The sequence below is a fragment of the Mumia sp. zg.B53 genome, assembly GCF_019550935.1.
Taxonomy (GTDB): domain Bacteria; phylum Actinomycetota; class Actinomycetes; order Propionibacteriales; family Nocardioidaceae; genus Mumia.
Genome location: NZ_JAHWCK010000001.1, coordinates 1,902,958 through 1,927,836, shown reverse-complemented (window position 1 = coordinate 1,927,836; position 24,879 = coordinate 1,902,958). Strand labels below are relative to the sequence as shown.

23 protein-coding genes are annotated in these 24,879 nt (G+C 71.1%); 7 read left to right on the top strand and 16 right to left on the bottom strand.

Annotated elements, in window-relative coordinates:
* Positions 1-33 precede the first annotated feature (33 nt).
* Positions 34-1,266: an SGNH/GDSL hydrolase family protein gene (locus tag KV102_RS09335; protein WP_220346014.1), complete on the top strand. Its 1,233-nt coding sequence runs from the start codon at positions 34-36 to the stop codon at positions 1,264-1,266.
* Between the two features lie 30 nt (positions 1,267-1,296).
* On the opposite strand, the gene KV102_RS09330 is transcribed toward KV102_RS09335, so the two are convergent.
* The 5 genes from KV102_RS09330 to KV102_RS09310 form a co-directional block, all read right to left on the bottom strand.
* Positions 1,297-2,304 (bottom strand): sugar phosphate isomerase/epimerase, encoded by a 1,008-nt coding sequence (locus KV102_RS09330; RefSeq protein ID WP_220343315.1) that lies wholly within the window; start codon positions 2,302-2,304, stop codon positions 1,297-1,299.
* Positions 2,301-3,500, bottom strand: coding sequence for a Gfo/Idh/MocA family protein (locus KV102_RS09325; protein WP_220346013.1), 1,200 nt, complete (start codon positions 3,498-3,500; stop codon positions 2,301-2,303). The genes KV102_RS09330 and KV102_RS09325 overlap by 4 nt, the downstream gene beginning before the upstream one ends.
* Positions 3,501-3,576: 76 nt before the next feature.
* On the bottom strand, positions 3,577-4,623 hold the full coding sequence (locus tag KV102_RS09320) for a substrate-binding domain-containing protein (RefSeq protein WP_220346012.1): 1,047 nt from the start codon (positions 4,621-4,623) through the stop codon (positions 3,577-3,579).
* Between the two features lie 18 nt (positions 4,624-4,641).
* Complete coding sequence (locus KV102_RS09315; protein WP_220346011.1) at positions 4,642-5,652, bottom strand: ABC transporter permease; 1,011 nt, start codon at positions 5,650-5,652, stop codon at positions 4,642-4,644.
* On the bottom strand, positions 5,649-7,214 hold the full coding sequence (locus KV102_RS09310) for a sugar ABC transporter ATP-binding protein (RefSeq protein WP_220346010.1): 1,566 nt from the start codon (positions 7,212-7,214) through the stop codon (positions 5,649-5,651). Before KV102_RS09310 ends, KV102_RS09315 begins: the two co-directional genes overlap by 4 nt.
* 110 nt (positions 7,215-7,324) lie before the next feature.
* On the opposite strand from KV102_RS09310, the gene KV102_RS09305 reads away from it, so the two are divergent.
* Positions 7,325-8,530 (top strand): ROK family protein, encoded by a 1,206-nt coding sequence (locus KV102_RS09305; protein ID WP_220346009.1) that lies wholly within the window; start codon positions 7,325-7,327, stop codon positions 8,528-8,530.
* Positions 8,531-8,557: 27 nt separating this feature from the next.
* Here KV102_RS09305 and KV102_RS09300 read toward each other — a convergent pair whose 3' ends face one another.
* Genes KV102_RS09300 through xylB form a run of 3 tightly spaced genes read right to left on the bottom strand, consistent with a single transcriptional unit; the run spans position 8,558 to position 12,289 of the window.
* The gene (locus KV102_RS09300) at positions 8,558-9,715 is read right to left on the bottom strand and encodes an ROK family transcriptional regulator (RefSeq protein WP_220346008.1); all 1,158 of its coding nucleotides are present in this window, start codon (positions 9,713-9,715) and stop codon (positions 8,558-8,560) included.
* Positions 9,712-10,875, bottom strand: coding sequence for a xylose isomerase (xylA, locus tag KV102_RS09295; protein ID WP_220343308.1), 1,164 nt, complete (start codon positions 10,873-10,875; stop codon positions 9,712-9,714). Before xylA ends, KV102_RS09300 begins: the two co-directional genes overlap by 4 nt.
* A 28-nt stretch (positions 10,876-10,903) precedes the next feature.
* A complete protein-coding gene (xylB, locus tag KV102_RS09290; protein WP_220346007.1) occupies positions 10,904-12,289 on the bottom strand; it encodes a xylulokinase in 1,386 nt (461 codons plus the stop codon).
* Positions 12,290-12,394: 105 nt separating this feature from the next.
* Here xylB and menB point away from each other — a divergent pair, with 105 nt between their 5' ends.
* Both menB and KV102_RS09280 read left to right on the top strand, forming a co-directional pair.
* The gene (menB, locus tag KV102_RS09285; protein WP_220346006.1) at positions 12,395-13,231 is read left to right on the top strand and encodes a 1,4-dihydroxy-2-naphthoyl-CoA synthase; all 837 of its coding nucleotides are present in this window, start codon (positions 12,395-12,397) and stop codon (positions 13,229-13,231) included.
* Positions 13,228-13,722: a thioesterase family protein gene (locus KV102_RS09280; RefSeq protein WP_220343305.1), complete on the top strand. Its 495-nt coding sequence runs from the start codon at positions 13,228-13,230 to the stop codon at positions 13,720-13,722. Before menB ends, KV102_RS09280 begins: the two co-directional genes overlap by 4 nt.
* Before the next feature lie 17 nt (positions 13,723-13,739).
* Here KV102_RS09280 and KV102_RS09275 read toward each other — a convergent pair whose 3' ends face one another.
* Together KV102_RS09275 and KV102_RS09270 are read right to left on the bottom strand one after the other, a co-directional pair.
* Positions 13,740-15,134 (bottom strand): NAD-dependent malic enzyme, encoded by a 1,395-nt coding sequence (locus tag KV102_RS09275; RefSeq protein ID WP_220346005.1) that lies wholly within the window; start codon positions 15,132-15,134, stop codon positions 13,740-13,742.
* 69 nt (positions 15,135-15,203) lie between these two features.
* Positions 15,204-15,596, bottom strand: coding sequence for a pyridoxamine 5'-phosphate oxidase family protein (locus KV102_RS09270; protein WP_220343303.1), 393 nt, complete (start codon positions 15,594-15,596; stop codon positions 15,204-15,206).
* 193 nt (positions 15,597-15,789) lie between these two features.
* On the opposite strand from KV102_RS09270, the gene KV102_RS09265 reads away from it, so the two are divergent.
* The gene (locus KV102_RS09265) at positions 15,790-16,635 is read left to right on the top strand and encodes an alpha/beta fold hydrolase (RefSeq protein WP_220343302.1); all 846 of its coding nucleotides are present in this window, start codon (positions 15,790-15,792) and stop codon (positions 16,633-16,635) included.
* A gap of 9 nt (positions 16,636-16,644) precedes the next feature.
* Here KV102_RS09265 and KV102_RS09260 read toward each other — a convergent pair whose 3' ends face one another.
* Complete coding sequence (locus tag KV102_RS09260; protein ID WP_220343301.1) at positions 16,645-17,262, bottom strand: hypothetical protein; 618 nt, start codon at positions 17,260-17,262, stop codon at positions 16,645-16,647.
* A gap of 124 nt (positions 17,263-17,386) precedes the next feature.
* Between KV102_RS09260 and KV102_RS09255 the strand changes: the two genes are divergently transcribed.
* Positions 17,387-18,490: an alpha/beta hydrolase gene (locus tag KV102_RS09255; RefSeq protein ID WP_220346004.1), complete on the top strand. Its 1,104-nt coding sequence runs from the start codon at positions 17,387-17,389 to the stop codon at positions 18,488-18,490.
* Here KV102_RS09255 and KV102_RS09250 read toward each other — a convergent pair.
* The 5 genes from KV102_RS09250 to KV102_RS09230 form a co-directional block, all read right to left on the bottom strand.
* Positions 18,479-19,027 carry a hypothetical protein gene (locus KV102_RS09250; protein ID WP_220346003.1) on the bottom strand — a complete coding sequence of 183 codons (549 nt, stop codon included), beginning with the start codon at positions 19,025-19,027 and terminating at the stop codon, positions 18,479-18,481. The genes KV102_RS09255 and KV102_RS09250 overlap by 12 nt on opposite strands.
* Before the next feature lie 44 nt (positions 19,028-19,071).
* The gene (locus KV102_RS19400; protein WP_220346002.1) at positions 19,072-20,970 is read right to left on the bottom strand and encodes a glycosyltransferase family 39 protein; all 1,899 of its coding nucleotides are present in this window, start codon (positions 20,968-20,970) and stop codon (positions 19,072-19,074) included.
* A complete protein-coding gene (locus tag KV102_RS09240) occupies positions 20,967-22,226 on the bottom strand; it encodes a bifunctional glycosyltransferase family 2/GtrA family protein (RefSeq protein ID WP_220346001.1) in 1,260 nt (419 codons plus the stop codon). Before KV102_RS09240 ends, KV102_RS19400 begins: the two co-directional genes overlap by 4 nt.
* A gap of 86 nt (positions 22,227-22,312) precedes the next feature.
* Complete coding sequence (locus KV102_RS09235) at positions 22,313-23,770, bottom strand: HAMP domain-containing sensor histidine kinase (RefSeq protein ID WP_220346000.1); 1,458 nt, start codon at positions 23,768-23,770, stop codon at positions 22,313-22,315.
* Positions 23,767-24,468, bottom strand: coding sequence for a response regulator transcription factor (locus KV102_RS09230; RefSeq protein WP_220343295.1), 702 nt, complete (start codon positions 24,466-24,468; stop codon positions 23,767-23,769). The genes KV102_RS09235 and KV102_RS09230 overlap by 4 nt, the downstream gene beginning before the upstream one ends.
* Before the next feature lie 132 nt (positions 24,469-24,600).
* On the opposite strand from KV102_RS09230, the gene KV102_RS09225 reads away from it, so the two are divergent.
* Positions 24,601-24,879, top strand: a complete 279-nt coding sequence (locus KV102_RS09225) for a GlsB/YeaQ/YmgE family stress response membrane protein (RefSeq protein WP_220343294.1) — start codon at positions 24,601-24,603, stop codon at positions 24,877-24,879.

The window sequence follows — 24,879 nt, the reverse complement described above, 5'->3', positions numbered from 1 at the left end:
TGCCTCCGTTGTCCGGCAGAGGGAGACCACGTCATGTCCATGCTCCGCAGAGCCGTCGTCGTACCGCTCGTCGCGGCCCTCTCCGTCGCCGGCCTCGCTGCGGTCGGGTCGCCGGCCGACGCCGCTGACCCTGCCCCCACCTACTACGTCTCGCTCGGTGACTCGCTGGCCACCGGATACCAGCCCGACACCGGGACGGACGAGCCGGCGGTCGCGTACACGAGCCGCCTCTACGAGGTCCTCGTAGCTCGCGAGCCCGGTCTCGTGCACATCAGACTCGGATGCAGCGGCGAGACGACGAAGTCGTTCGTCGACGGCCTCCCAGACCTGCGCAGCACACCCTGCGACTACTCCGGGTACGACGCCACCAGCCAGCTCGAGGCGGCGACGAGCTTCCTCGCCGCGCACCGCGGGAAGGTGACGTACGTGTCGCTCGGGATCGGAGCCAACGACATCCATCCGTGCGTGCCCTCCAGCGGCGCGATCGACGCCGGCGCCCTCGAGTGCCTCACCACGGGGATCACGCGGGTCGGGACGAACGTCGCGCTCATCGATGCCGCGCTCCGCGAGGCCGGGGGCAGCACGCCGCGCTACGTCGGCATGACCTACTACAACCCGTTCCTCGCGGCCTACGTCAACGGCAACAAGCCCCTCGCGACGATCTCCGTGTCCGTCGCGAGCCAGCTCAACGCGGCGATCAGCGGCGCCAACGCCGCCCACGGGTTCGTGACCGCCGACGTCGCGGGGGCGTTCTCCTCCGCCGAGGGCAGGACGATCACGTTGCCGCCGCCCTTCGGAGACGTGCCACTCAACGTCGCCCGTGTCTGCCAGTGGACCTGGATGTGCACCCCGTACACCGACATCCACGCCAACGACACCGGTCACCAGGTGATCGCCCGGGCCTTCGTCGCGGCGCTGGCTCCCTCGACCGCTCCGCCGCGGCCGCCCGTCGTCCGGCCGCCGGCGAAGGTCACCACCCGCACGCAGGCGCGGGTGATCGGCAAGCACCGCATCTCTCGCACCAAGCGCGCCCGGATTCGGGTCCGCGTGGTGGCTGCTGACGGCCGCAGGCTGGGCGGCCGACTCGTCGTACGAGACGGGAAGCGCAGGCTCAAGGTCGTCAGGATCGGTGCGAGCGGCCGGCGCGTCGTCCGCCTTCCTCGGCTGAAGAGGGCCGGCAAGCACCGCATCACCGTCACCTACAAGGGCTCGTCGACGACGCGGGCCAGCCGCTCGAAGCCGGTACGGATCACCGTACGGCGCTGACCCGGCGCCGACGTGCGGACGACACCGCGTTCAGTCCCGAGTGCTGAACGCGGCGTCGAACGCGGCCTCGGGGGCGTCGAAGAGGTTGCGCTTGACGAACGCGAGGGCCTCCGGAGCCCCGAGGAGCCGATCCATGCCCGCGTCCTCCCACTCGATCGAGACCGGGCCGTCGTAGCCGATCGTGTTGAGCATCCGGAAGCACGCCTCCCACGGGACGTCGCCGCGACCGGTCGACACGAAGTCCCAGCCGCGCCGCGGATCGGCCCACGGGAGGTGCGATCCGAGACGGCCGTTGCGTCCGTTGCCGACCTGCTTCTTCGCGTCCTTGCAGTCGACGTGATAGATCCGGTCCTTGAAGTCCCACAGGAACCCGAGCGGGTCGAGGTCCTGCCAGACGAAGTGCGACGGGTCCCAGTTGAGTCCGAACGCCTCGCGGTGTCCGATCGCCTCGAGCGTGCGGACGGTGGTCCAGTAGTCGTACGCGATCTCGCTCGGGTGCACCTCGTGGGCGAAGCGGACACCCTCGGCGTCGAACACGTCGAGTATCGGGGTCCACCGGTTCGCGAAGTCGTCGTACCCGGCGTCGACGAGCGCCGCCGAGGCAGGCGGGAACATCGCGACGTACTTCCAGATCGACGACCCGGTGAACCCGACGACCGTGTCGACACCGAGCATCCGCGCAGCGCGAGCGGTGTTCTTCATCTCCTCGGCCGCACGCTGACGGACCCCTTCGGCATCGCCGTCGCCCCAGATCCGGTCGGGCAGCATGTCCCGGTGCCTCTGGTCGATCGGGTCGTCGCAGACCGCCTGGCCCTTGAGGTGGTTGGAGATCGCGTAGACCTTCAGCCCGTACTTGTCGAGGAGGTCGAGCTTGGCCTGGACGTAGCCGTCCTCCTCCACCGCCGCCCACGGGTCGAAGTGATCGCCCCAGCAGGCGATCTCGAGGCCGTCGTAGCCCCACCCCGACGCCAGCCTGGCGACCTCCTCGAACGGCAGGTCGGCCCACTGGCCGGTGAAGAGCGTGATCGGTCGCGTCATGGTGCCTCTCCTTCGTGCGGAACCTTCTGCTGACGAGAGTCGTCCTCGGAGCTGGCCTCCACGGCAGCCAGCACACGCTGCACCGCGAGCCCGTCGGCGAACGAGGGCCGCGGCTGCTCACCGGCGGCGATGGCCTTGACGAGGTCGACGACCTGATGGGTGAAGCCGTGCTCGTAGCCGAGCCCGTGACCTGCCGGCCACCAGGCGGCGACGTACGGGTGGGTGGGTTCGGTGACGACGATCCTCCGGAAGCCGGCTGTCTCGGCGGAGTCGGAGGCGTCGTACAGGTGGAGGACGTTCATCTCCTCGAAGTCGAACGCGAGCGCTCCACCGGACCCGCTGACCTCGATCCGGAAGGCGTTCTTGCGGCCGGTGGCGAAGCGGGTCGCCTCGAAGACGCCGAGCGCACCGTTGTCGAAGCGGGCGGTGAACGCGGTCGCGTCGTCGACGGTGACGGGGCCGCGTTCGGCCGCGGCGCTCCCGGTGCCTCCCAGCGTGCCGTGGTCACCCGCGACCGGACGCGTGTCCACGAAGGTCTGAAGGACCCCGCTGACGGCGCTGATCCGTGCCCCGGTCACGAACTGGGCCGCGTCGACGATGTGCGCACCGATGTCGCCGAGCGCGCCCGAGCCGGCGAGCGACTTGTCGAGCCGCCAGGTGAGCGGGCTGTCGGGGTCGACCAGCCAGTCCTGGAGGTACTGCGCGCGGATGTGGCGGATGGTGCCCAGGCGCCCCTCCTCGACGAGCCGCCGGGCGAGCGACAACGCCGGCGTACGGCGATAGGTGAAGCCGACCATCGCGAACACCCCGTTCTGCGCGGCCTCCGCGGCGACGCCCGCCATCAGCTCGGCCTCGTCGACGGTGTTGGCCAGCGGCTTCTCGCACAGCACGTGCTTGCCGGCGCGGAGCGCCGCGACGGCAATCTCGGCGTGCGTGCTGCCGGGTGTGCAGATGTCGACGACGTCGATGTCGTCGCGCTCGACCAGCGCGTGCCAGTCGGTCTCGACCGACTCCCATCCGAAGCGGTCGGCGACCGCCCGGGCGGCTGCCGCGTCACGCCCGCACAGGGCGCGCAGACGCGGCGTGAGCGGGAGGTCGAAGAAGGCCGGAGCGGTGCGCCAGGCCTGCGAGTGCGCGGCGCCCATGAAGGCGTAGCCGACCTGGCCGACGCGAAGCTCACGGGGCGTTTCTGTCATGGGGTTCCTTCGTCCGAGGGGTGGTGCGAGGAGCTGTGGTGCGCCCTGGCGAGGGCGCAGGGCGCACCACCGTCGGTCAGGACTCGAACGCCGAGTCCATGTAGTCGTCGACGTTGTCCTTCGTCACGATCGGGGCCGCCAGCTGGATGACGCGCGGCACCTCCACCTCGGCGAGGTCCGACATCGAGCGGCCCTGCGCGATGAGTCGTGCCAGCTTGATGCCGTCGGCACCCTGGGTCGACGGATAGATGACGGTCGCCTTGAGGACCGTATCGTCAGCCTCGATCGACCGCATCACGTTCGCCGAGCCGGCCCCGCCGACCATGACGAACTCGTCCCGCCCGGCGTTGTCGATCGCCGCCAGCACGCCGACGCCCTGGTCGTCGTCGTGGTTCCACAGGAAGTCGATCTTGGGTGCGGCCTGGAGCAGGTTCGCGGCGGCGCGCTCACCGGACTCGACGGTGAACTCCGCCGCGACCCGATTGGAGACCTTCAGACCGCAGTCCTTCAACGCGTCAGCGAACCCGCGCGAACGGTCCTGGGTCAACGGCAGGGAGTCGATGCCGGCGATCTCTGCGACCACCGCGTCCTTCTTGCCGCCGGCCTCCTCGCAGATGTAGCGACCAGCCGAGACCCCCATGCCGTAGTTGTCGCCGAGAACGGTCGAACGCGCTGCGTTCGGCGAGTCGAACTCGCGGTCGACGTTGACCACCGGGATCCCCGCCTCCATCGCCCGCGTGGCAACGTCGGTCATCGCCGCACCGTCGAACGGAAGGAGGACGATCGCGTCGACCTTGTCGTTGATGAAGGTCTCGACCTGGGAGATCTGCAGGTTGACGTCGTTGGTGCCCTCGGCGTTGATCAGCTCGACGTCGTCGAACGCCTCCGCCTGCTTCACGGCTGCGGAGGTGATCGCCCCCATCCAACCGTGGTCGGCCGCGGGGGCCGAGAAACCGATGCGCACGGTGTCGCCGGTCTCGGCGTTGTCGCCGGCTCCGGCGTTGGCGACGCTCTCGGTGTCGTCGTCGCCGGAGCTGTTGGTGCAAGCGGTCAAGGTCAGCGACGTTGCGGCGAACACGCCGGCGATCGCCAGCAGCCGTCGGCGCGGGGTGGTGGTGGACATGCCGTCTCCTCGGTGGGGTTAGGTGCTGCGGTTCGCCAGCCGCTGCTGGAGCAGCACAGCGACGACGATGATCACGCCCTTGGCGACGGCCTGGACGGACGTCGACAGGTTGTTGAGCGTGAAGACGTTGGTGAGCGTGGTGAAGATGAGGACGCCGAGCAGCGTGCCGACCACCGTGCCGCGGCCGCCGCTGAGGAGCGTCCCTCCGATGACGACCGCCGCGATGGCGTCGAGCTCCCACATGAGTCCGTGGGTGGAGGACCCGGTCTGCGTCCGTGACATGAGCATCACGGCGGACACGCCACAGGTGGCGCCGAGCAGGGCGTAGAGATAGACGGTGTGCCTCTGGACCTTGATACCGGCCAGGCGTGCGGCCTCGACGTTGCCGCCCACGGCGAACGTGCGGCGCCCGAACGTCGTGCGGTTGAGGAGGAACCAGCCGAGCACCACGATCACCGCGAAGACGTAGACGATCACCGGCACACCCAGCGGCCGGGCTCCGAGCGCGTCGCGGAACGCCTCGTCGCGGACGATCTGGGTCTTGCGGTCGGCGATGATCTCGGCGAGCCCTCGAGCGCTCGCCAGCATCGCGAGGGTGGCGATGAATGGCACGATCTTGCCGTAGGCGATGAGCACTCCGTTGATGACGCCGCACGCGATGCCCACGCCGACCGCCGTCGTGACGATGACGATCCAGCCGACGTCCTCGGCCATCGCCTGGGTGCCGGTGGTCGACGCCCACACCGAGGCCAGGGCGACGATCGCACCCACGGAGAGGTCGATGCCTCCGCCGGTGATGACGAAGGTCATCCCGATCGCGACCACGCCGATCGCGGAGGCGAGGCTGAGGACGGTGATGATGTTGTTGGTGCTCGCGAAGCGGTCGCCCGCCGTGACGAGGCCGACGACGCAGAGCGCGACCAGGGCGACCACGAGGCCGAGGTTGCGGGCGATCCCGAGGGACCGTGTCCGCGTCTCGGGAGCAGCCGCGGTTTCCTGCGTGCTCCCGGTCACCGATGAGGTACTCACGCGGCGTCACCTTTCGATTCGTTGCCGGTCGGTTCGTTGCCGGTCGGTTCGTTGCCGGTCGGTTCGTTGCCGGAGAGGATGCGGTCGAGCACGGCGTGGGCGTCGAGATCGTCCGCCGGACCGGCGTGCACGATGCGGCCGTCGGCCACGACCATGACTCTGTCCGAGAGCCCGAGGACCTCGTCGATGTCGCTGGAGACGACGATCACGGCGACCCCGTCGTCGGCGAGCCGGCGGATCAAGCCGTAGATCTCGCTGCGTGCGCCGACGTCCACACCCCTGGTCGGCTCGTCCAGCAGGAGGACGCGGCACGATCGCAGCAGCCACCGGGCGAGGACGACCTTCTGCTGGTTGCCGCCCGAGAGCGTCCTGGTGACGCGGTCCGGGTCATCGGGGCGCAGGTCGACCGAACGCGCGGCAGCGTGCGCCGCCGTACGCTCTGCGGACTCACGCGTGACCCCCAGCCGGGAGAAGCGCGGGAGGGTGCCGAGGGAGATGTTGCGGTAGACCGCCTCGTCGAGCACCAGCCCCTGCGACTTGCGCTCCTCGGGACAGAGCCCGAGGCCCGCACCGACCGCGACATCGACCGACCCGGGACGCAGGCGGCGTCCGTCGACGGTGACCGAGCCACGCTGAGCTCGCCGTGCGCCGTACACGGTCTCGACGATCTCGCTGCGCCCCGCACCGACGAGCCCGGCGAAGCCGAGGATCTCGCCGGGCCGGACCTCGAACGAGACGTCCTCGAACTCACCCTCGCGACCGAGCCCTTCGACGACGAGCAGCGGGTCGGCGTCGGGCAACGGCGTCGTACGGCGGGGGAACTCGGCCGAGACGTCGCGGCCGGTCATCAGGGTGATCAGCTCGGCGGTCGGGGTCTCGCCTGCCGGCAGGTCGGAGGCGACCGTACGTCCGTCCTTCAGCACGGTGAGCCGGTCGCCGATGCGGCGGATCTCCTCGAGGCGGTGGGAGATGTAGATGATGGCCTGGCCGGACGCACGGAGCTCCTCGATGACCCGGAACAGCCCGTCGACCTCGTCGGGGTCGAGGACAGCGGACGGCTCGTCCATGACGATCACCCGCGCCTGACGTGAGAGCGCGCGTGCCATCGACACGATCTGCTTGCCTGCTGCCGACAGGCTGCCTGTCTCGCGGGACGGCCGGATCTCGGGGTGACCGAGCGAGGTCAGCAGGTCGCGTGCGGCCCGGTGCGAGTCACCGACGCGGGAGAAGCCGAGACGTGTCTTCTCGTGGCCGAGGAAGATGTTGTCGGCCACGCTCAGGCCGTCGACGAGGTCGAGCTCCTGATAGATCGTCGCGATGCCAGCCGCGAGCGCGGCTTGCGGGTCCCCGAAGGTGACGGCGTCCCCGTCCATCACGATCTCGCCCTCGTCGGGCGTGTAAGCACCCGCCAGGACCTTGATCAGCGTGGACTTGCCCGCGCCGTTCTGCCCGAGGAGGCAGTGGACCTCTCCCGCACGCACCACCAGGTCGACGCCGTCCAACGCGCGAACGCCAGGGAACTCCTTGACGATCCCGGTCAGCTGGAGCAGGGGCTGCGACATGCGCGTGATGCTAGTCACACCTAATGACGGCCGTCAACCAAAAGTCAGGGTTTTGCCGACAGGCTTCTGTCGGGCTTGACTACATAAGTCGGCGTGGGAGACTACGGCCCATGGATTCGTTCGCGCCTCAGACGGGCTCGGCGTCTGCCGCCAGCGCGGTCTTCCAGCTCATGCGCGACGGGCAGGCACGGACGAAGGCCGAGATCGCGGAGGCCACCTCGTTGGCGCGCTCCACCGTCTCGGCGCGGCTCGACCTCCTCCTCGCGGCTGGGCTCCTGATGCCCGTCGGGGAGGCAGCCTCCACCGGAGGGCGTCCGCCGGCGCGCTTCGCCATGAACACCGACTCGTACGCCGTGCTGGCGGTCGATCTCGGCGCCAGCCACGCGACGGTCGCGCTGTCGGACCTCGCGGGCACGGTGCTGGGTGAGGCCACCGTCACCAGCGACATCACCGAAGGCCCCACGGTCGTGCTCGACAGGGTCGTCGAGCTCGCGAACGAGCTGCTCTCGACGCTCGGCATGAGGTCGTCCGCCCTCGCGGGCATCGGGGTCGGCGTCCCCGGCCCCGTCGAGCACTCGACCGGCCGACCCGCGAACCCGCCGATCATGCCGGGCTGGCACGGCTTCGACATCCCCGGCTACCTGGCCGCGGCCTTCCCCGTCCGTGTCCGGGTGGACAACGACGTCAACGTGATGGCGCTCGGCGAGCACACCGCTCACTGGCCGGAGACCGACGACCTCCTCTACGTCAAGGTCGCCACCGGCATCGGATCGGGCATCATCTCCAACCGTCGACTCGTCCGCGGCGCCCTGGGCACCGCGGGCGACCTGGGGCACGTCCAGGTCAGCGGCAGGGGTGAGGACGTCAGCTGCCGCTGCGGCAACCTCGGATGTCTCGAGGCAGTCGCCGCCGGCCCTGCGATCGCCAAGCAGCTCGCCGAGCTCGACATCGGGGTCGAGACCCCACGTGACGTGGTCGCGGCCGTCGAGCGCGGCGAGATGGAGGCGGTGCGGGCCGTCCGCGAGGCCGGGCGCGCGATCGGCAGCGTCCTCGCCACGTGCGTGAGCCTGCTCAATCCCGCCGTGGTCGTGGTGGGCGGTTCCCTGTCGGCGACCGGGGAGTATCTCCTCGCCGGGATCCGCGAGGTCGTCTACCAGCGCTCCCTGCCGCTGGCCACGCACCAGCTGCGCATCGTCAGCTCGTCGCTGCACGGGCGGGAGGCCGTGCTGGGCGCAGCCGCGATGGTGCTCGAGGACGTGCTGTCACCGCAGTCGGTCGACGGGCTGGTCGAGCAGCGCAGCCGAGCCAGCGCCTGACCCGGCACCCGCCCGCGGGTGCTGGGGTCAGAGCGCGGTCGCGCCGCTGAAGACACCGGTGAGCGCATCCTCCGCGGCACCGGTCGCGGCGGCACGCAGCCCCAACGCGCTCAGCAGAAGGTCGAGAGACGCATGCGGCGCTGCCGTCACGCGCTCCTCGACCTCGCGCACCGCAGCAGGGAGCAGGTACGGCGCGAGCGGGACGAAGTAACCACCGAGCACCACAGCATCGGGGTCGAGGATGTTCGCCACGGCGGCCACGCCCCTGCCGAGGACCGCACCCACGCCTTCGAGCGCCGCGGCCGTCCCCACGTCCGACTCGGCACGCCGCGAGATCAGCTCCGCCACCTGGAGCGGTGTCCCCTCGAAGGCGAGGCCGGTGGCCGACAGCACGGCGCGCAGCCCGACCGAGGCCTCCCAGCACCCCCGACGGCCACAGCCACAGCGTGCCGTCGGGTCGCCGAGCGGGATGTGGCCGACCTCGCCCGCGAACCCCGACGTCCCCCGTACGATCGCACCGTCCCTGATCACGCCCGCGCCGATGCCGACGGTGCCGGTGACGTACACCGACTGCCCCAGCCCGACCGTCGCCCCGCGTCGCGCCTCGGCGAGGGCCGCACAGTTCGCGTCGTTCTCGACCACCACGGGAAGCCCGGTCACCGCCGCCATGTCGGCCGCGACCGAGCGGCCGCGCCACCCGAGGTTCGGCGCCATCGCGACGACGCCGGCGCGCCGGTCGACCAGGCCGGGCACGGCGACCGTCGCGCCGACGACCCGAGCCCCAGAGCCGCCGAGCTCCGACGCCGCCTCGCGGGCGAGCGCGACAACGACGTCGTAGGGGTCGCTCGTGCCGACGGGGACGGTGCGCTCGAGACGGACGGCGCCGCCGAGGTCGATGGCGACGGCGGACACGTAGTCGACGTTCGCCTCGAGGCCGAGCCCGACGATCGCGGAACCGGTCAGCGCGACCGGTCGACCGGGTCTCCCTCGGGAGACCGAGACGGCCTCGGACTCGCTGACGTAGCCGCCGTCGACGAGCCCGCCCACGATCGCCCCGACCGTCGCCTTGGCCAGCCCGGTCCTGCGCGCCAGCTCGGTCCGCGTCGCGGCACCGGCGTGCCGCAGCGAGCGGAGCACGGCCGCGGTGTTCTGCCTCCGCAGATCCTCGGTCGCGACGAGGGTCACCCTCGGATCCCGTAGAGGTGCTCGAGGGCGAGCTGGTCGAGGTGCTCGAACGCTGCTCCACGCACGGCGAGCGCGTCCGGGTCGGCCAGCTCGGCCTGCTCGAGCTCGCGCCAGCCCTCGCCCTCCTCCAAGGTCGGGACCGCCAGCTCGGGCAGCCGCGCGGCCGCCAGGGCCTCCTGCACGTCGGGGTCGGCGCGGAAGGCGCGGACCTTGTCACGCAGCACGAGGTAGTTCGTCATGCATGCGGCCGCGGCGACCCAGACTCCGTCCTCGTCCTCGGTCCGTGGCGTCTTGAAGTCGAAGTGCACCGGCCCGTCGTATCCGCCGGTCTCCAGCGCGTCGACGACCCAGAACGCCCCGCGGGCGTTCCCCGCGCCGAAACGCAGGTCCTGGTCGTAGCGGGGCCCGTGCTGACCGTTGAGGTCGATGTGAAAGAGCTTGCCGTGCCACATCGCCTGGGCGTAGCCGTGGGCGGCATTCATGCCCGCCATCTCCTCGTGGCCCACCTCCGGGTTCACACCGACGTTCTCGGACCGGTCGAGCGTCTCGATGAACGCGAGCGCGTGCCCGATGGTCGGGAGGAGGATGTCGCCGCGCGGCTCGTTCGGCTTGGGCTCGATCGCGAAGCGCAGGTCGTACCCGCGGTCGTGCACGAACTCGCCGAGCAGGTTGAACGCCTCGCGATAACGATCGAGCGCTGCGGCGACGTCCTTGGAGGCGCCCGACTCGGCACCCTCGCGGCCGCCCCAGCAGACGTAGACCTCGGCTCCGAGCTCGGCCGCGAGATCGATGTTGCGCATCACCTTGCGGATCGCGAAGCGACGGACGTCGCGGTCGTTGGAGGTGAAGGCGCCGTCCTTGAAGACCGGGTGGGAGAAGAGGTTGGTGGTGGCGGTGGTGACCGCCAGCCCTGTGTCGGCCAGGCCCTTCTTCCAGCGCTCGACGATGCGTGACCGGGTGTCGTCGTCGGACCCGAACGGGATCAGGTCGTCATCGTGGAAGTTCACGCCGTACGCACCGAGTCCGGCCAGCTTCTCGAGGGCGTGCACCGGGTCCATCTCGGCTCGGGTGGGATCGCCGAACGGGTCGCGGCCCGGATAGGCGACGGTCCACAGGCCGAAGGAGAACTTGTCCGCTGGGGTGGGTGTCGGGATCGTCATGATGGCCTCTCGGGTCGGTCGGGATCGGTCAGGTCCACGCGGCCGTTCGGTCGCGCAGGAGGGCATACGTCTCGCGGACATGGGGGGTCGGGTCTGCTTCGAGCACGGCGGTCGTCCCGGGCTTCCAGTCCGGCGGCTGCGCGGCACCGCTGAGGGCCCAGGCCGCCTGTCGTGCGGCTCCGAGGGCGACGTACTCCGCGGGAGCGAGGACGTGCACCGGCCTGCCGAGGATCGCGGGGGCGAGCGCCTGGACCGCGGGGTTGCGCGCCGCGCCTCCGACGAGCAGGAGCCGACCGTCACCGCCACCCACGCGGGCGCAGAGGAGGTCGACGGCGTCGGCGAGCGAGCACAGCAGCGCCTCGACCGCCGCGCGTGCCAGGTCCTCGCGGGTCGTGTCCGGGCGCAGCCCGGCCCAGAGCCCTGTCGCGCGCGGGCGGTCGGGCGTGCGTTCTCCGCCGTAGTACGGCGAGAGCGTGACGCCGTGCGCGCCGGACGGCGCAGCGAGCGCGAGCCGGGCGAGCTCGGCGTGGTCGACGGCAAGGAGCCGCGTCTGAAGGTCGAGGATCCCGGCCGCGTTCATCGTGGTCGCCATCGGGAGGTAGCGGCCCGTCGCGTCCGCGAACCCGGTCACCGCGCCGGTGCCGTCACCGACCGGAGTCTCGGTGACCGCCGACGCCACGCCGGACGTGCCGATCGAGACGACGACGTCTCCGGGCAGGAGACCGAGACCGAGCGCGGCACCCATGTTGTCGCCCGTCCCCCCGGCCACCACGGTCCCGTCCTCGTACGCCGCCGTTCCGTCGGGGACGACTGTCGGCAGGGCCACGTCGTGCCCGAGCGCCGCCGCCGCGAGGTCATGACGCCACCTGCTCGTCCGCGCGTCGAAGTAGCCCGTGCCCGAGGCGTCTCCGCGGTCGGTGAAAGGTTCCGTACGCCGCCTGGTGAGGTGCCAGGAGACGTAGTCGTGCGGCAGCAGCACCGACTCGACCCGCGCAGCGTCGTCCGGCCGCTCGTCACGGAGCCAGCGCAGCTTGGTGGCGGTGAACGACGCGACGAGCACGCTGCCGACGGCGTCCGCGCACGCCTGCGCGCCGCCCATCTCCGCCACGAGCTCCGTCGCAGCCTCGGCGGACCGGGTGTCGTTCCACAGGAGGGCGTCATGGACGGGTGCACCCTCGGCGTCGAGCGCGACCATGCCGTGCTGCTGGCCGGCGACCGCCACCGCGGCAGCCGTCCCGAGCCAGTCCCCGACCGCGTCGTCGCACGCCTCAAGCCAGCGGCGCGGGTCGACGGCGGTCCCGGCCGGGTGCGGCACGGAACGTTCCGCGAGGACCGCGCCGTCGTGGGCGTCGACGAGGACGGCCTTGGTGGACTGGGTCGAGGAGTCGACGCCGACGACGGTGCTGTGAGCCACGTCACCCTGTTTAGTATGAGTCGTGAACTAATGTCAAGGATCGCGTCCCCGGCTCCTTGTCGCGGGCGGAGACCAGGCCGGTCGGGCGTCGGTGAGAATGGAGCCATGACTGACTCGACCCCCACCGTCTGGAACACAGCCGGCGACTACACCGACATCCGGTACGAGACCACCGACGACGGCATCGCCAAGATCACGATCAACCGGCCCGAGGTCCACAACGCCTTCCGGCCGCAGACGATCATCGAGATCTCGGACGCCCTGACGGTGGCCCGCGAGGACGAGTCGGTCGGCGTCATCATCCTCACCGGCGCGGGCGACAAGGCGTTCTGCTCCGGAGGTGACCAGCGCGTCCGCGGCGACTCCGGCTACAAGTCCGACGCCGGCGCGACCGGCCGCTTCCACGTCACCGACCTGCACGTGCAGATGCGCCGGTGCCCCAAGCCGATCGTCGCGATGGTGGCCGGGTGGGCCATCGGTGGCGGACACGTGCTCCACGTCGTCGCCGACCTCACCATCGCCGCCGACAACGCCCGCTTCGGCCAGGTCGGCCCGAAGGTCGGCTCGTTCGACGGCGGCTTCGGCGCGAGCTCGCTCTCGCAGCTGGTCGGCATGAAGAAGGCCAAGGAGATCTGGTTCCTGTGCCGCCAGTACGACGCCCAGCAGGCCCTTGAGATGGGCATGATCAACACGGTCGTGCCGCTCGCCGACCTCGAGGCCGAGACCGTCCGCTGGTGCCGCGAGATGCTCGCACTCTCGCCGTACGCGCTGCGGCTGATGAAGGCCAGCTTCCACGCGGCCGAGGACGGCTACGCCGGCATCCAGCAGCTCGCCCACGACACCAACCTGCTCTTCTACGGCAACGACGAGGCCAAGGAGGGCCGCGAGGCGTACAAGGAGAAGCGCACGCCCGACTTCACCCAGTTCCCCCGCCGCGCATGAGCCCCTCAGTGCGCGTCGAGGACATGGCCGGTATCGAGCCCGCCCTCGCCCTCACCGTCCCGCCGGAGTTCGAGGACGAGAACGGGCACGTCAACATCCGCCACTACTTCGACCTGCACGTACGGGCTGCCGATCGCACGTTCGCGGCGCTCGGTGTCGACGACGGCTATCGGGCCGCGCGCGGCATGAGCGTGTTCAGCATCGACCACCGCGTCCGCTACCTGGACGAGGTGCTCGTGGGTCAGGACGTCGCGGTGTACGTCCTGTTCCTCGCACGCGCAGCCAAGACCGTGCATGGAGTCCAGGCGCTCTTCAACGCCGGCACGGGCGCGCTGGCCAACACCTTCGAGTTCGTCGAGGGACATGTCGACCTCGCGCAGCGCCGTACCGCGCCGTGGCCCGCCGACGTGGCCGCGCGCATCGACGCCGCGATCGCCGACGGCAAGGCGTGGCCGGCGCTCCCACACGAGCCGGGGCTCGGTCTGCGCTGAGGTCGGCGCGGAACCGCTCAGTCCGCGGTCTGCACAGCCGCCACGCGCACAGCCTCGGCGACCCGGGTGTGGACCTCGGGATGGAACACGCTCGGGATGATGTAGTTGGCGTTGAGCTCGTCGTCGGAGACGGTCGCGGCGATCGCCTGCGAGGCCGCGAGCAGCACGTCGGTGCCGATGCCATGGCTCTGCGCGTCGAGGAGCCCGCGGAACACCCCGGGGAACGCCAGCACGTTGTTGATCTGGTTGGGGTAGTCGGACCGACCGGTGGCGACGACCGTCGCGTGCGCCCGCGCGAGGGCCGGGTCGATCTCCGGCCTCGGGTTGGCCAGCGCGAACACGATCGCGCCGTCGGCCATCGACTCGACGTCGTGCACGGAGAGGACGTCGGCCGCCGAGACACCGATGAAGACGTCGGCGCCGCCGACGACGTCGCAGAGGGAGCCCGTCACCCCGCGAGGGTTCGTGTGAGAGCTGATCCAGCCCAGCTGTCCCACGAGCCCGGGGCGCCCGCGGTGCACGACGCCGTCGATGTCGCACACCACCACGTCCTCGGCACCGGCCTCCAGGACGAGCTTGAGGATCGCCGTCCCTGCGGCACCCGCCCCCGACATGACGATGCGGACCTGCGAGAGGTCCTTGTCGACCACGCGCAGCGCGTTGCGCAGCGCCGCCAGCACGACGATCGCCGTCCCGTGCTGGTCGTCGTGGAAGACGGGGATGTCGAGCCGCGCCCGCAGACGGTTCTCGATCTCGAAGCACTTCGGCGCGGCGATGTCCTCGAGATTGATTCCCGCGAACCCGGGGGCGATCGCGGCGACAGTCTCGACGATGGAGTCCACGTCGTGGGTGTCGAGGCACAACGGCCAGGCGTCGATGTCGGCGAACGTCTTGAAGAGCGCCGCCTTGCCCTCCATCACCGGCAGCGCGGCGTACGGGCCGATGTTGCCGAGGCCGAGCACCGCGGACCCGTCGGTCACGACCGCGACCGCGTTGCGCTTGACCGTGAGCCGCCGTGCGTCCTCCTTGTCGCGGGCGATCGCCTCGCTGATCCGCGCGACGCCGGGCGTGTAGATCATCGAGAGGTCGTCGCGGGTCCGCAGCGGGTGCTTCGTGGCGACCTCGATGACTCCGCCGAGGTGCATCAGGAACGTGCGGTCGGAGACCTTCTTGACATCGGCGTCACCGATCGACTCGAGGGCGGCGACGACCCGGTCGGCATGGTCGGTGTCCGACGTCGCGATCGTGAGATCGATGCGGAGGACCTCGGTATGGGAGCCCGTGACGTCCAGTGCTGTGACGACGCCGCCCGCCTTCTCGACGACGGTGGTGAGGTCACTGACCGCGGATCCCCCGGCCGGGACCTCGAGACGGACGGTGATCGAGTAGGAGACGCTCGGTGTGGATGCCACAGATCAAGATTCGCACACCGCCTCAGGAACCTGAGGAGCACCTCATGTTCGAGGCGGCTCGCCCGACGCTCAACCCACGCGACGACCCGTCATCTCCTCGATCGCCAGCCCTAACAGCACCGACTGGTGGATGCCGACCCACGGGTCCAGCTCCATCTCCGGCGGCATCGAGGCCTCGTCGACGCGCCACAGCGGCCCCCGCACCTTCACGCTCCAGCCCGTCTGCGACAGGCGGTCGAGGTACGTCACGAGGAACGCGACTCCCTGCGACCCGACCCCTCCCTCGGCCAGCGTGCCCTCCTCGCCCGTGCGGATGAAGATGGTGTCGCCGAGCAGCCGGTAGTTCACGGGAGTCATGTCGAGGCTGCCACGCGAGTGGTACGCGATGTGGCCAACCCGTGCCGTCCCGAGCAGCTCCCGCGTCTCTTCGGCGCCGAGCGTCGTGAGCGGTCCGTTGGTCATCAGGCCACCTCCTGGGAGTTGCCTCAGTCTACATCCGCGGGCGCGTCCAGAGGCCGGGCCGTACGCCGACCACCGACGCGACGGAAGGGGTCGGTCAGGCCGGAGTCGTGCGCATCGACATGGCGTCCAGCAGCGGCGCGGAGGCGTAGCCGTCACCTTCCACCACCGGCGCCGCGTCGGTAGTGTGCGAGACATGAGCGACCTGTGGGCAGAGCGGCGTCCGGTCGAGGTCGGCGGACTGACCTTCGACGTCGCGTTGACGGGCCCCGAGGACGGTGTGCCGGTGGTGCTGCTCCACGGCTTCCCGCAGACGGCCGACTCGTGGCGCTCGGTCGCTCCACGGCTCGCCCGGGCCGGCCTGCGCCTGATCGCCCCCGACCAGCGGGGATACTCCCCTGGCGCGAGGCCCTCAGAGGTCGCGGCGTACGCCGTCCCTCACCTCGTCGACGACGTCATCGGCCTGATGGGCGAGCTTGGGTACGACTCCGCGCACGTGGTCGGCCACGACTGGGGAGCAGCGGTGGCGTGGTCGCTCACCGCGCACCATCCGGAGCGGGTGCGGAGCCTCGTCGCCCTGTCGGTCCCTCACCTCGCCGCCTACGGGTGGGCGCTGGTGAACGACGACGACCAGCGGGAGCGCGCGTCCTACATCGGGCTCTTCCGGCAGCCCGGCAAGGCCGAGGACCTGCTGCTGGAAGACGACGGGCGACGGTTGCGTGCGATGTTCGGCGACGCCATGCCGGAGGAGCACATCGCGACGTACGTCGGCGTGCTGAGCGAGCCGGCGGCCCTCACGGCCGCGCTCTCGTGGTACCGCGCGATGGGGCGCGATCTCGGCGCGACGCCTCCGGTCACGGTGCCCACCACCTACGTGTGGGGCGACGACGACTGGGCCCTCGGAGCGGCAGGGGCCCGGCGGTGCGGGGAGCACATCCACGCGGAGTACCGCTTCGTCCCGGTCGCGGGCGCCTCGCACTGGCTGCCCGAGGAGCAGCCCGAGCTGGTCGCCGACGAGATCGTGGCGCGCGTGCGGGCCTGACGCTCCGGATCAGGTCCGCTCGTCGCGGGCACGCTCGGCCGCGTCACGGTGGTCGATCTCGGACTTGAGGTCGCGGACGCGCCGGCCACGCGTTCGGTTCTCGCGCGTCAACCAGGCCAGGCCGACGAACACGAGTGCGGCGATGATGGCACCCCACAACGACGCCGCGCGGAACCCGGGACCGTCCACGTCCAGGATGCGTTCGCCGGCGTGGGCGCCGCTGCTGGTGCCCAGCACGATCGAGAGCGTCATGAGGTTGGGAAGCGCGAGCACGAGGGCGACCGCGATCACGACGGCCTTCCAGTAGCCCTTGATCCACCTCCGCGTGATCGCCTGCCAGGCGACGAGCAGGGGCACCAACGTGAACACGATCCCGAGGAAGAGGCCCCAGACCGTGCCGGCGGTAAGGCTGCCGTCGACCCGCCGTCCGATCCACTGCGCCCACCACCGCGGCACGAAGGCGGCGAGACCGTAGCCGACCGCGACCGCCAGGACCGCGACCGCGAGCACCAGGAGGACGTTGCGCAGGGTCTGCTGGCCGTACGACTTCCAGCCGTCGGCGCCCGTGCCTCGGCGGTCGGCCGATGCCTGAGTCGCCGAGGTCTCTCCGTCTCGCGAGGTCGCCACGTCTCCAGGATGGCACCGATCGACCCGGTCGGCCGGACGCTCGAACCAACCCGCGAGTAACATGACGTCACACGTGTGACGTACGGCACATCCTCGGGCGAGGTGCGTCACCGGGAAGGACACGATGAGCGCGCACGACACCGTCCCGGCCGGCCAGGTGGTCCCGCTGGGACGGGACGGCCTCACGGTGGTCGAGAAGCCGCGCCGCAGCAAGCGCGCACTCTTGCTCTCGAGTGCCCTGCGGGTCACCGTCAAGCCGGCGCTCTCGGTGTGGGCCCACGCGCCGGGTGCGCCGTGGCCGACGGGCCTTCTCGAGAGAGCCGCAGCGCTCCTGCCGAGCCCGCGGCACACGACGGTGGAGGACGTACGGCTGCCGCGGTGCGACGCGGAGCTGATCCGGGCGGACGGCGCCGAGGACGACGAGCACGCGATCCTCTACCTCCACGGCGGCGCCTTCCTGGTGGGCGGACTCAACACCCACCGCGGACTGGCGGCCCGCCTCGCCGCCACGAGCGGCGGCGCCGTGCTCAACGTGGGCTACCGGATGATGCCGAAGCACCCAGTCAGCCACGCCGTGGAGGACGGGCTCGCCGGCTACACCTGGCTGCTCGACCAGGGCTACGCGCCCGAGCGGATCGTGATCGCCGGGGACTCGGCCGGCGGATACCTCGCCTTCGCCGTGGCGCTGGCCATCCTCGAATCGGGCCTGGAGTCCCCCGCCGGCCTGGTCGCGATGTCACCCGTGACCGATCTCGACCCCGAACGCACGCTCGACCAGCCCGGCCGCCCGTCGTGCGCGCTGTTCTCGCAGTCGACGTGGCGGGGGTTCCTCCGGCTGGTCGACATGGTCGAGAACGCGCTGGTGTCGGACCTGCTGAAGCCGGCATCCTCCTTGGTCGACGCCGACCTGCGTGGACTCCCGCGCACTCTCATCCAGGTCGGGTCGGACGAGCTCGTGCTCCCCGACGCCCAGCTGATGGCGATCCGGCTCGCCGACTCCGACGTGGAGGTGGAGCTGCAGCTGTGGGAGGAGCAGGTCCACGTCTTCCAGGTCGCCGTGGGGCTGGTGCCTGAGGCCCGCGACGCCACCCGCGAGGTCGGTCGGTTCGTGCGGTCGGCCTGTCGGCAGGCTGAGGCCGCCACCACACCGGGGCGGCCGTCCGCACGGCGAAGCGGCGGCACCGCCGCAGGGCGGGCCGCCGCTGAACGCCAGCCGTCAGGCGCCTGAGTCGGCCGGCCCCGGAGTGGCGTCGTCGCCACCAGGAGCGGTCGGGCCACCCTCCGGAGCAGTGCCGCGGGGCGCGCCCCGATCACCACGGGAGCCGCCGCTGTCGCGGTCCCCGTCGAGGCAGCCTCCCTTCCCCGGGCCGTCCTCTCCATCAGGGCGAGTGCCGTCAGGAGCGGTGCCGTCAGGAGCGGTGCCGTCAGGACGGGCTCCGTCAGGAGCGGTGCCGTCAGGAGCGGTGCCGTCCTGACCGTGGCCCTGGGGGCCGCCGTCACCGCGGAAGTCACCACGGTCCTGGTGCATCCCGTAGCCGTTGGCGACGCCCGGGTCGGCCTGGCCACCGTCGTCGGCGGACGCGCTCCCGATGGCCATCCCGCCGAGGAATCCGAAGCCGCACAGCGCAACCGCGGCGATCACCGCACCGATGCGCGTGCGGTTGTCCAGCTTCTTCCACCCGGCGGGCTTCGAGGTCGGGGTCGCGGCGGCCGTGGATCCCTCCTGGGGCTCCTCGGGGCCGAGTCGACGCGTGTCGTCGTTCATCGTTCTTCTCTCCTTCGTTCTCTATGAGGCCTGGACCGACTCGTTCAGTCCTGGCCGGTGGTGAGGTCGTAGACGGTCGTCCCGTCCACGTTCTGGGCGGCGAAGTTCTCGCTCACCCACGTCTCGATCTCCGTGTTCGCGCCACCGCCGTGGCCGGTGCCTGCGACGTAGTAGTGGATCTGTCCGTCGGCGACCCACTCCTGGAACTGGGCGAGCGTCGGGAAGCTGTCGGTCCCGTTGAACCCGCCGATCGCGAGCACCGGTTCGCCGGAGGCGAGCTGGAGCGGCGCGGCGCCGTTGGCGGTCTGCGCCGCGGCGGCCCACCGGTAGTCGCCGTCCTGCAGGAGCTCGACCAGCTCGTCGCTGACACCTGAGGTGCCCCCGCCACCCAGGAAGCTCGCGCCGCCCCCGCCGGGTCCACCGGGTGCACCGGGTGCACCGCCCGGTGGTGCACCGCCCGGTGGTGCACCGCCCGGCACACCACCAGGCCCGCCACCAGGCCCGCCGACGGTCGACGGCCCCGCTGCCACGATCGAGCCGGTGTGCGCGCTGCCGATGGTGGCGGCAGCCGACGCGGCGGGTGCCGCGAGAGAGGCCACCGCGACGAGGACCGCCGTGGTGAGGGCGAGCCGCCGCGTGGCGTCCCGGGTGAGTGTCAGCTCGTACCCGACGAGGAGCAGCGTCGCGCCGAGCACCGCGGCTCCGACGACGACCCACCGCAGCCACGGCAGGAACGTCGGGGTGTCGACGAGCAGACGCCACTGCCAGAGACCGGTGAGGAGGACAGCCCCGGCGAGAACCGTGCGCGGCAGCAGCTCGGTACGGCGCCGCCACAGCAGGACGGTCCCGGCACCGACCAGCGCGGCGACGGCCGGCGCGAGCGCCACGGTGTAGTAGCTGTGGATGATGCCCTGCATGAGGCTGAACGTCAGCCCCGTGACGAGGAGCCAGCCGCCCCACACGGTGGCGAAGGCGCGGGTCCGATCGGTCCGGGCCGCCCGCCACGACACCGCCAGCAGGACGACCAGCGCCACGAGCGCAGCCGGAAGCAGCCAGCTCGCCTGGGTCTGCATCTCGGGGCTGAACAGCCGCCCGAGGCCAGGCGTGCCCCACATGGAGCCGACCGAGCCGGCTTCGTCACCGTTGAGCCGGCCGAGGCCGTTGTAGCCCAGCGTCAGCTCGAGGATGCTGTTGGTGGTCGACCCGCCGATGTACGGGCGTGCGGCCGCGGGCCAGAGCTCGACGGCGAGCACCCACCACCCGGCACCCACGACGACCGAGCCTGCTGCGGCGACGAGGTGGAGCAGCCGGGTGCGCAGCTGCGCCGACCCCGCGACGCCGTACGCGAGCGCGAGCCCCGGCAGGACGAGGAACGCCTGCAGCATCTTGGTCAAGAAGGCGAAGCCGATCAGCAGACCGGCGAGCACCAGCCAGCGCAGCGCCTTGTCGGCGTCGATCGCCCGCGTCACCGCCCAGGCGGCGGCGACCATCAGGAAGACGAGCAGGGCGTCGGGGTTGTTGAACCGGAACATCAGCGCCGCCACCGGCGTCGTCGCCAGCACGGCACCGGCGAGCAGGGCCGCCGAGGCACCGAACCAGCGCTTCACCGACGCGTACAGGACGGCGACGCTCGCAACGCCCAGCAGCGCCTGCGGGAGCAGCATGCTGAACGAGCTGAACCCGAGGAGGCGCACCGAGAGCCCCATCAACCACAGCGAGGCCGGCGTCTTGTCGACGGTGATGCCACCGGCGGCGTCGAGCGCGCCGAAGAACCACGCCTTCCAGCTCTCGGAGGCCGCCTGCACCGCCATCGAGTAGTACTCGTTGGCGTAGCCGTTGACCGAGAGGTTCCAGCAGTACGCCACCGCGGTCGCGACGAGCAGCAGGACCAGCAGCGCTCGGTCGCGGGTCCACCAGCGGCCCCGTCGGACGACCGTGCTCATGCGACGCTCCTCTCGTTCGTGAGGACGGCGCTCCCCGGACGCACCGGGGTGGGAGCCGTGTCGGGGTGAAGGTCGGACGGGTGCGTCGCCTCGGCCCGGCGACCGGTGCCGAAGACCCAGCGGTCCAGGAGGACGAAGCGCAGCACGGTCGCGCAGACGTTCGCGAGCGTGAGCACGCAGACCTCCATCAGCGGGGTGTGTGCCAGCCCTGCGGTCAGCGCGAGGGCCGACGCCGTGAGCGCCCATCCGCACGCGAAGGCGACCAGACCTTGGAGGTGGTGGCGAGCGAGCCCCACCGCGCCGACCACCTCGTACGTGAAGCGACGGTTGAGCGCCGTGTTGCCGATCGCCGTGGTGACGAGGGCGACGAGGTTCGCGACCTGCGCGGTGGTGATCTCGCGTGCCAGCAGGAAGAGGACCGCGTAGGCGATCGTGCTGATCACGCCCACGATGCCGAACCGGATCATGCGGATCCCGACCGGCGTGCCGACAGGCGGACGGGCGAAGCGGCGGCGGACCGGTTCGAGATCGAGCGCACCGGTCGTCAGGCCGCGGACCATGCGTCCGACGCCGAGGAGGTCGTCGCGGACGGTGGAACCGATCGCGACCCTGCTGTCGGAGTCGTCGACCCAGTCGACCGGCACCTCGGCGATCCGGAGACCGGCGCGCTCGGCGAGGACCAGCAGCTCGGTGTCGAAGAACCAGCCGGTGTCCTCGACGTACGGGAGCAGCGCCTGCGCCACGTCGGTGCGCACGGCCTTGAAGCCGCACTGCGCGTCGCTGAAACGGGCGCCCAGAACCGTCCGGAGGATCACGTTGTAGCCGCGCGAGAGCACCTCGCGCTTGACTCCGCGGACGACCCTCGCGCCGCGCCTGAGCCTCGTCCCGATGGCCACGTCGGAGTGGCCGGACAGCAGCGGCGCGACCAGCGGCATGAGCGCACCGAGATCGGTGGACAGGTCCACGTCCATGTACGCGACCACCGTCGCGCGGCTCTGCGACCAGACCGTGGCCAGTGCCCGTCCACGACCCCGCTCGGGGATCCGGACGAGTTCGACGTCGTGGACCGTCGCCGCGAGGCGCTCGGCAACCTCCGCCGTACCGTCGGTGCTGCCGTTGTCGGCGATCACGACCCGGCTGGCGTACGGCACCTCCGCGTCGAGGTAGTTGCGCAGCCTGCGGACGCTCCGCTCGAGGACGTGGGCCTCGTTCAGCACCGGGACGACGATGTCGATCACGGGAGAGGTCTCGTTCATGTCTTCGACGATCGCGCCGCGACCTCACGATCGGCTGCGACCAGCCTGGGAGGTTCCTGTGAGACGAACGCTGAGCGGACGAGCGCTCAGCCAGCGAGCGGGATGCGGACGGTGAACGTCGCGCCCTCGCCCGGCGCGGTGTCGAGGCTGACCGTTCCGCCGTGCCCCGCGACCAGGGCGGAGACGATGGCGAGGCCGAGCCCTGAGCCGCCGGCTGCGCGACTGCGCGTCTCGTCGGCACGGTAGAAGCGGTCGAAGACGTGCGCCGCCTGGTCGGCGGTCAGTCCGGGCCCGTCGTCGGACACCGTGACGACGCCGTCGTCACCGTCCACCGCCGCGCCCAGGCGGAGGCCGGCCTCGGGAGGCGTGTGGACGAGCACGTTGCTGACGAGGTTGCCGACGACCTGACGGAGCCTGGCCTCGTCGCCCTCGACCACCACCGGCGGGCCGGGAGCGGGACCGGCGACGGCCCGGTCGGGCTGCACGGCCCGGGCGTCGACGGCCGCGTCGCGCACCAGCTCGCGCAGGTCGACCGGGTCGTGCCGCAACGGCCGTTCCTGGTCGAGCCTCGCCAGCAGCAGCAGGTCCTCGACGAGCACGCCCATCCGGTCCGCCTCCTGACGGATCCGGCTCATGAAGCGGTCGGTCGTGGCCTGGTCGGCCGCCGCGCCCTGGCCGTACAGCTCGGCGAACCCGCGGATCGAGGTGAGCGGCGTCCGCAGCTCGTGGCTCGCGTCGGCGACGAAGCGTCGCATGCGTCGCTCGGACTCCTCGGCCCGCCGTGCCTCCTCCTCGCGGCTGCGTACGGCTGCCTCGATGTGGCCCAGCATGGTGTCCAGCGACGCCGAAAGAGCGCCCACCTCGGTGCGTGGGTCGAGTCCCGTGTCGACCCGGGCGGCCAGGTCTCCCGCGGCGATGGCCTGCGCGGTCGCCTCGACCTCGGCGAGCGGCCTCAGGCTGCGGCGTACGACCCACGAGCTGACGACGGCGAGCGCGAGGAGCACGACCCCTGCGATCGCGGCCTCGATCCAGCGCAGCTCCCTCAACGTCGCCGTGACCTCGTCCAGCCCCATCGCCACGGCCACGTAGCCGCCGTCGTCGGTGTCCTCGTACAGCACCCGCCACCGGTCCTTGCTCCCCCGCGACCCGACCGTCGTGGGCTCACCGGTCGTCACGTCACCGGGATCGGCGAGGTCCGGATAGTCGTCGGTGTCGAGACGCGGGTCGGCCAGGACCGTCACCGTTCCGTCGGCGTCCCACCGAGCCACGAAGAACTGCGACGGGAGGTTCCGTTCGACGCCGCCCTGAGGTGGCCGTCCGCCGGGGTCGCGGACATCGCTCATCCGCCGCGCCTCGCTCGTCAGCTGTTGGTCGACGCGGTCGGTGAGGGAGCGCTCGAGCACCAGGTTCGTCGCGAGCGCGCTGAGCGCCAGTGCCAGCAGCACCATCACGACCACCACGGCGACGAGCTGGACGCGCAGAGGCTGGTCGCGCCAGCGGAACGGGTTGCGCGCGCCGCGCTCGCGGGCCGAGACGGCCGTCATCTCGGGCGCCGCAGGACGTACCCCACCCCGCGGACCGTGTGGATCAGATGGGGCTCGGTGGTGTCGAGCTTGCGTCGCAGGTACGAGATGTAGGTCTCGACCACGTTGCCGTCACCACCGAAGTCGTAGTTCCAGACGTGGTCGAGGATCTGCTGCTTGCTGAGCACACGCCCCGGGTTCATGAGCAGGTAGCGCAGCAGCTTGAACTCGGTCGGGGACAGCTCGACGAGCTCCCCACCCTTGCGGACCTCGTGGCTGTCGGTGTCCATCTCGAGGTCGGCCATCCGGAGCAGGGAGTCCGGCGTCTGCCGACGGCGCGTACGGCGCAGCACCGCGCGGACCCGCGCCACGAGCTCGTCGAGGCTGAACGGCTTGGCGAGGTAGTCGTCGCCGCCTGCGGTCAGGCCGTTGACGCGGTCAGCGGGCGTGTCCCGTGCGGTGAGGAAGATCACCGGGACGTCGCGCCGGTCGGCCCGCAGCCGCCTGATGACCTCGAAACCGTCGACGTGCGGCATCATCACGTCGAGCACCACGAGGTCGATCGTCGGGTCGGCGGCCACCATCTCGAGCGCCTTCTGGCCGTCGGTCGCGGTGTCCACCGTGAAGCCGGCGAACCGCAGGCTGGAGGCGAGCAGGTCCAGGATGCTCTCGTCGTCATCGACGACGAGGAGCCGCGCCGGGGTCTCGTCTGGGGTCATCCCTCCCGAGTGTGACCCGACTCTCTTGGGCGTGCCTGGTGAGCCGCTGTGAGATCTCTGTGAGCGGCGCGCCGAGCCGGGACCTGGGACCGACCCTTAGAATTGGCCCCGAGGCGAAAGGAGGCGGGTCGGATGGGATTCATCGTGAGCATCATCGGGTTCTTGGTGATCGGCCTGGTCGCAGGCTTCCTGGCCCGGGCCATCGTCCCCGGCAAAGACTCCATGTCTCTCCTCCAGACGCTCCTGCTCGGCGTGGTCGGTTCCGTCGTGTTCGGCGTCATCCTCGGGCTCATCCCTCTCTGGGACCGCGACAAGGGCTTCGGCCCCGCCGGGTGGATCGGGTCGATCATCGGCGCCGTCCTGACGCTCATGGTCTACAACCGCGTCGTCAAGAAGAACGCGGCGAGCTGA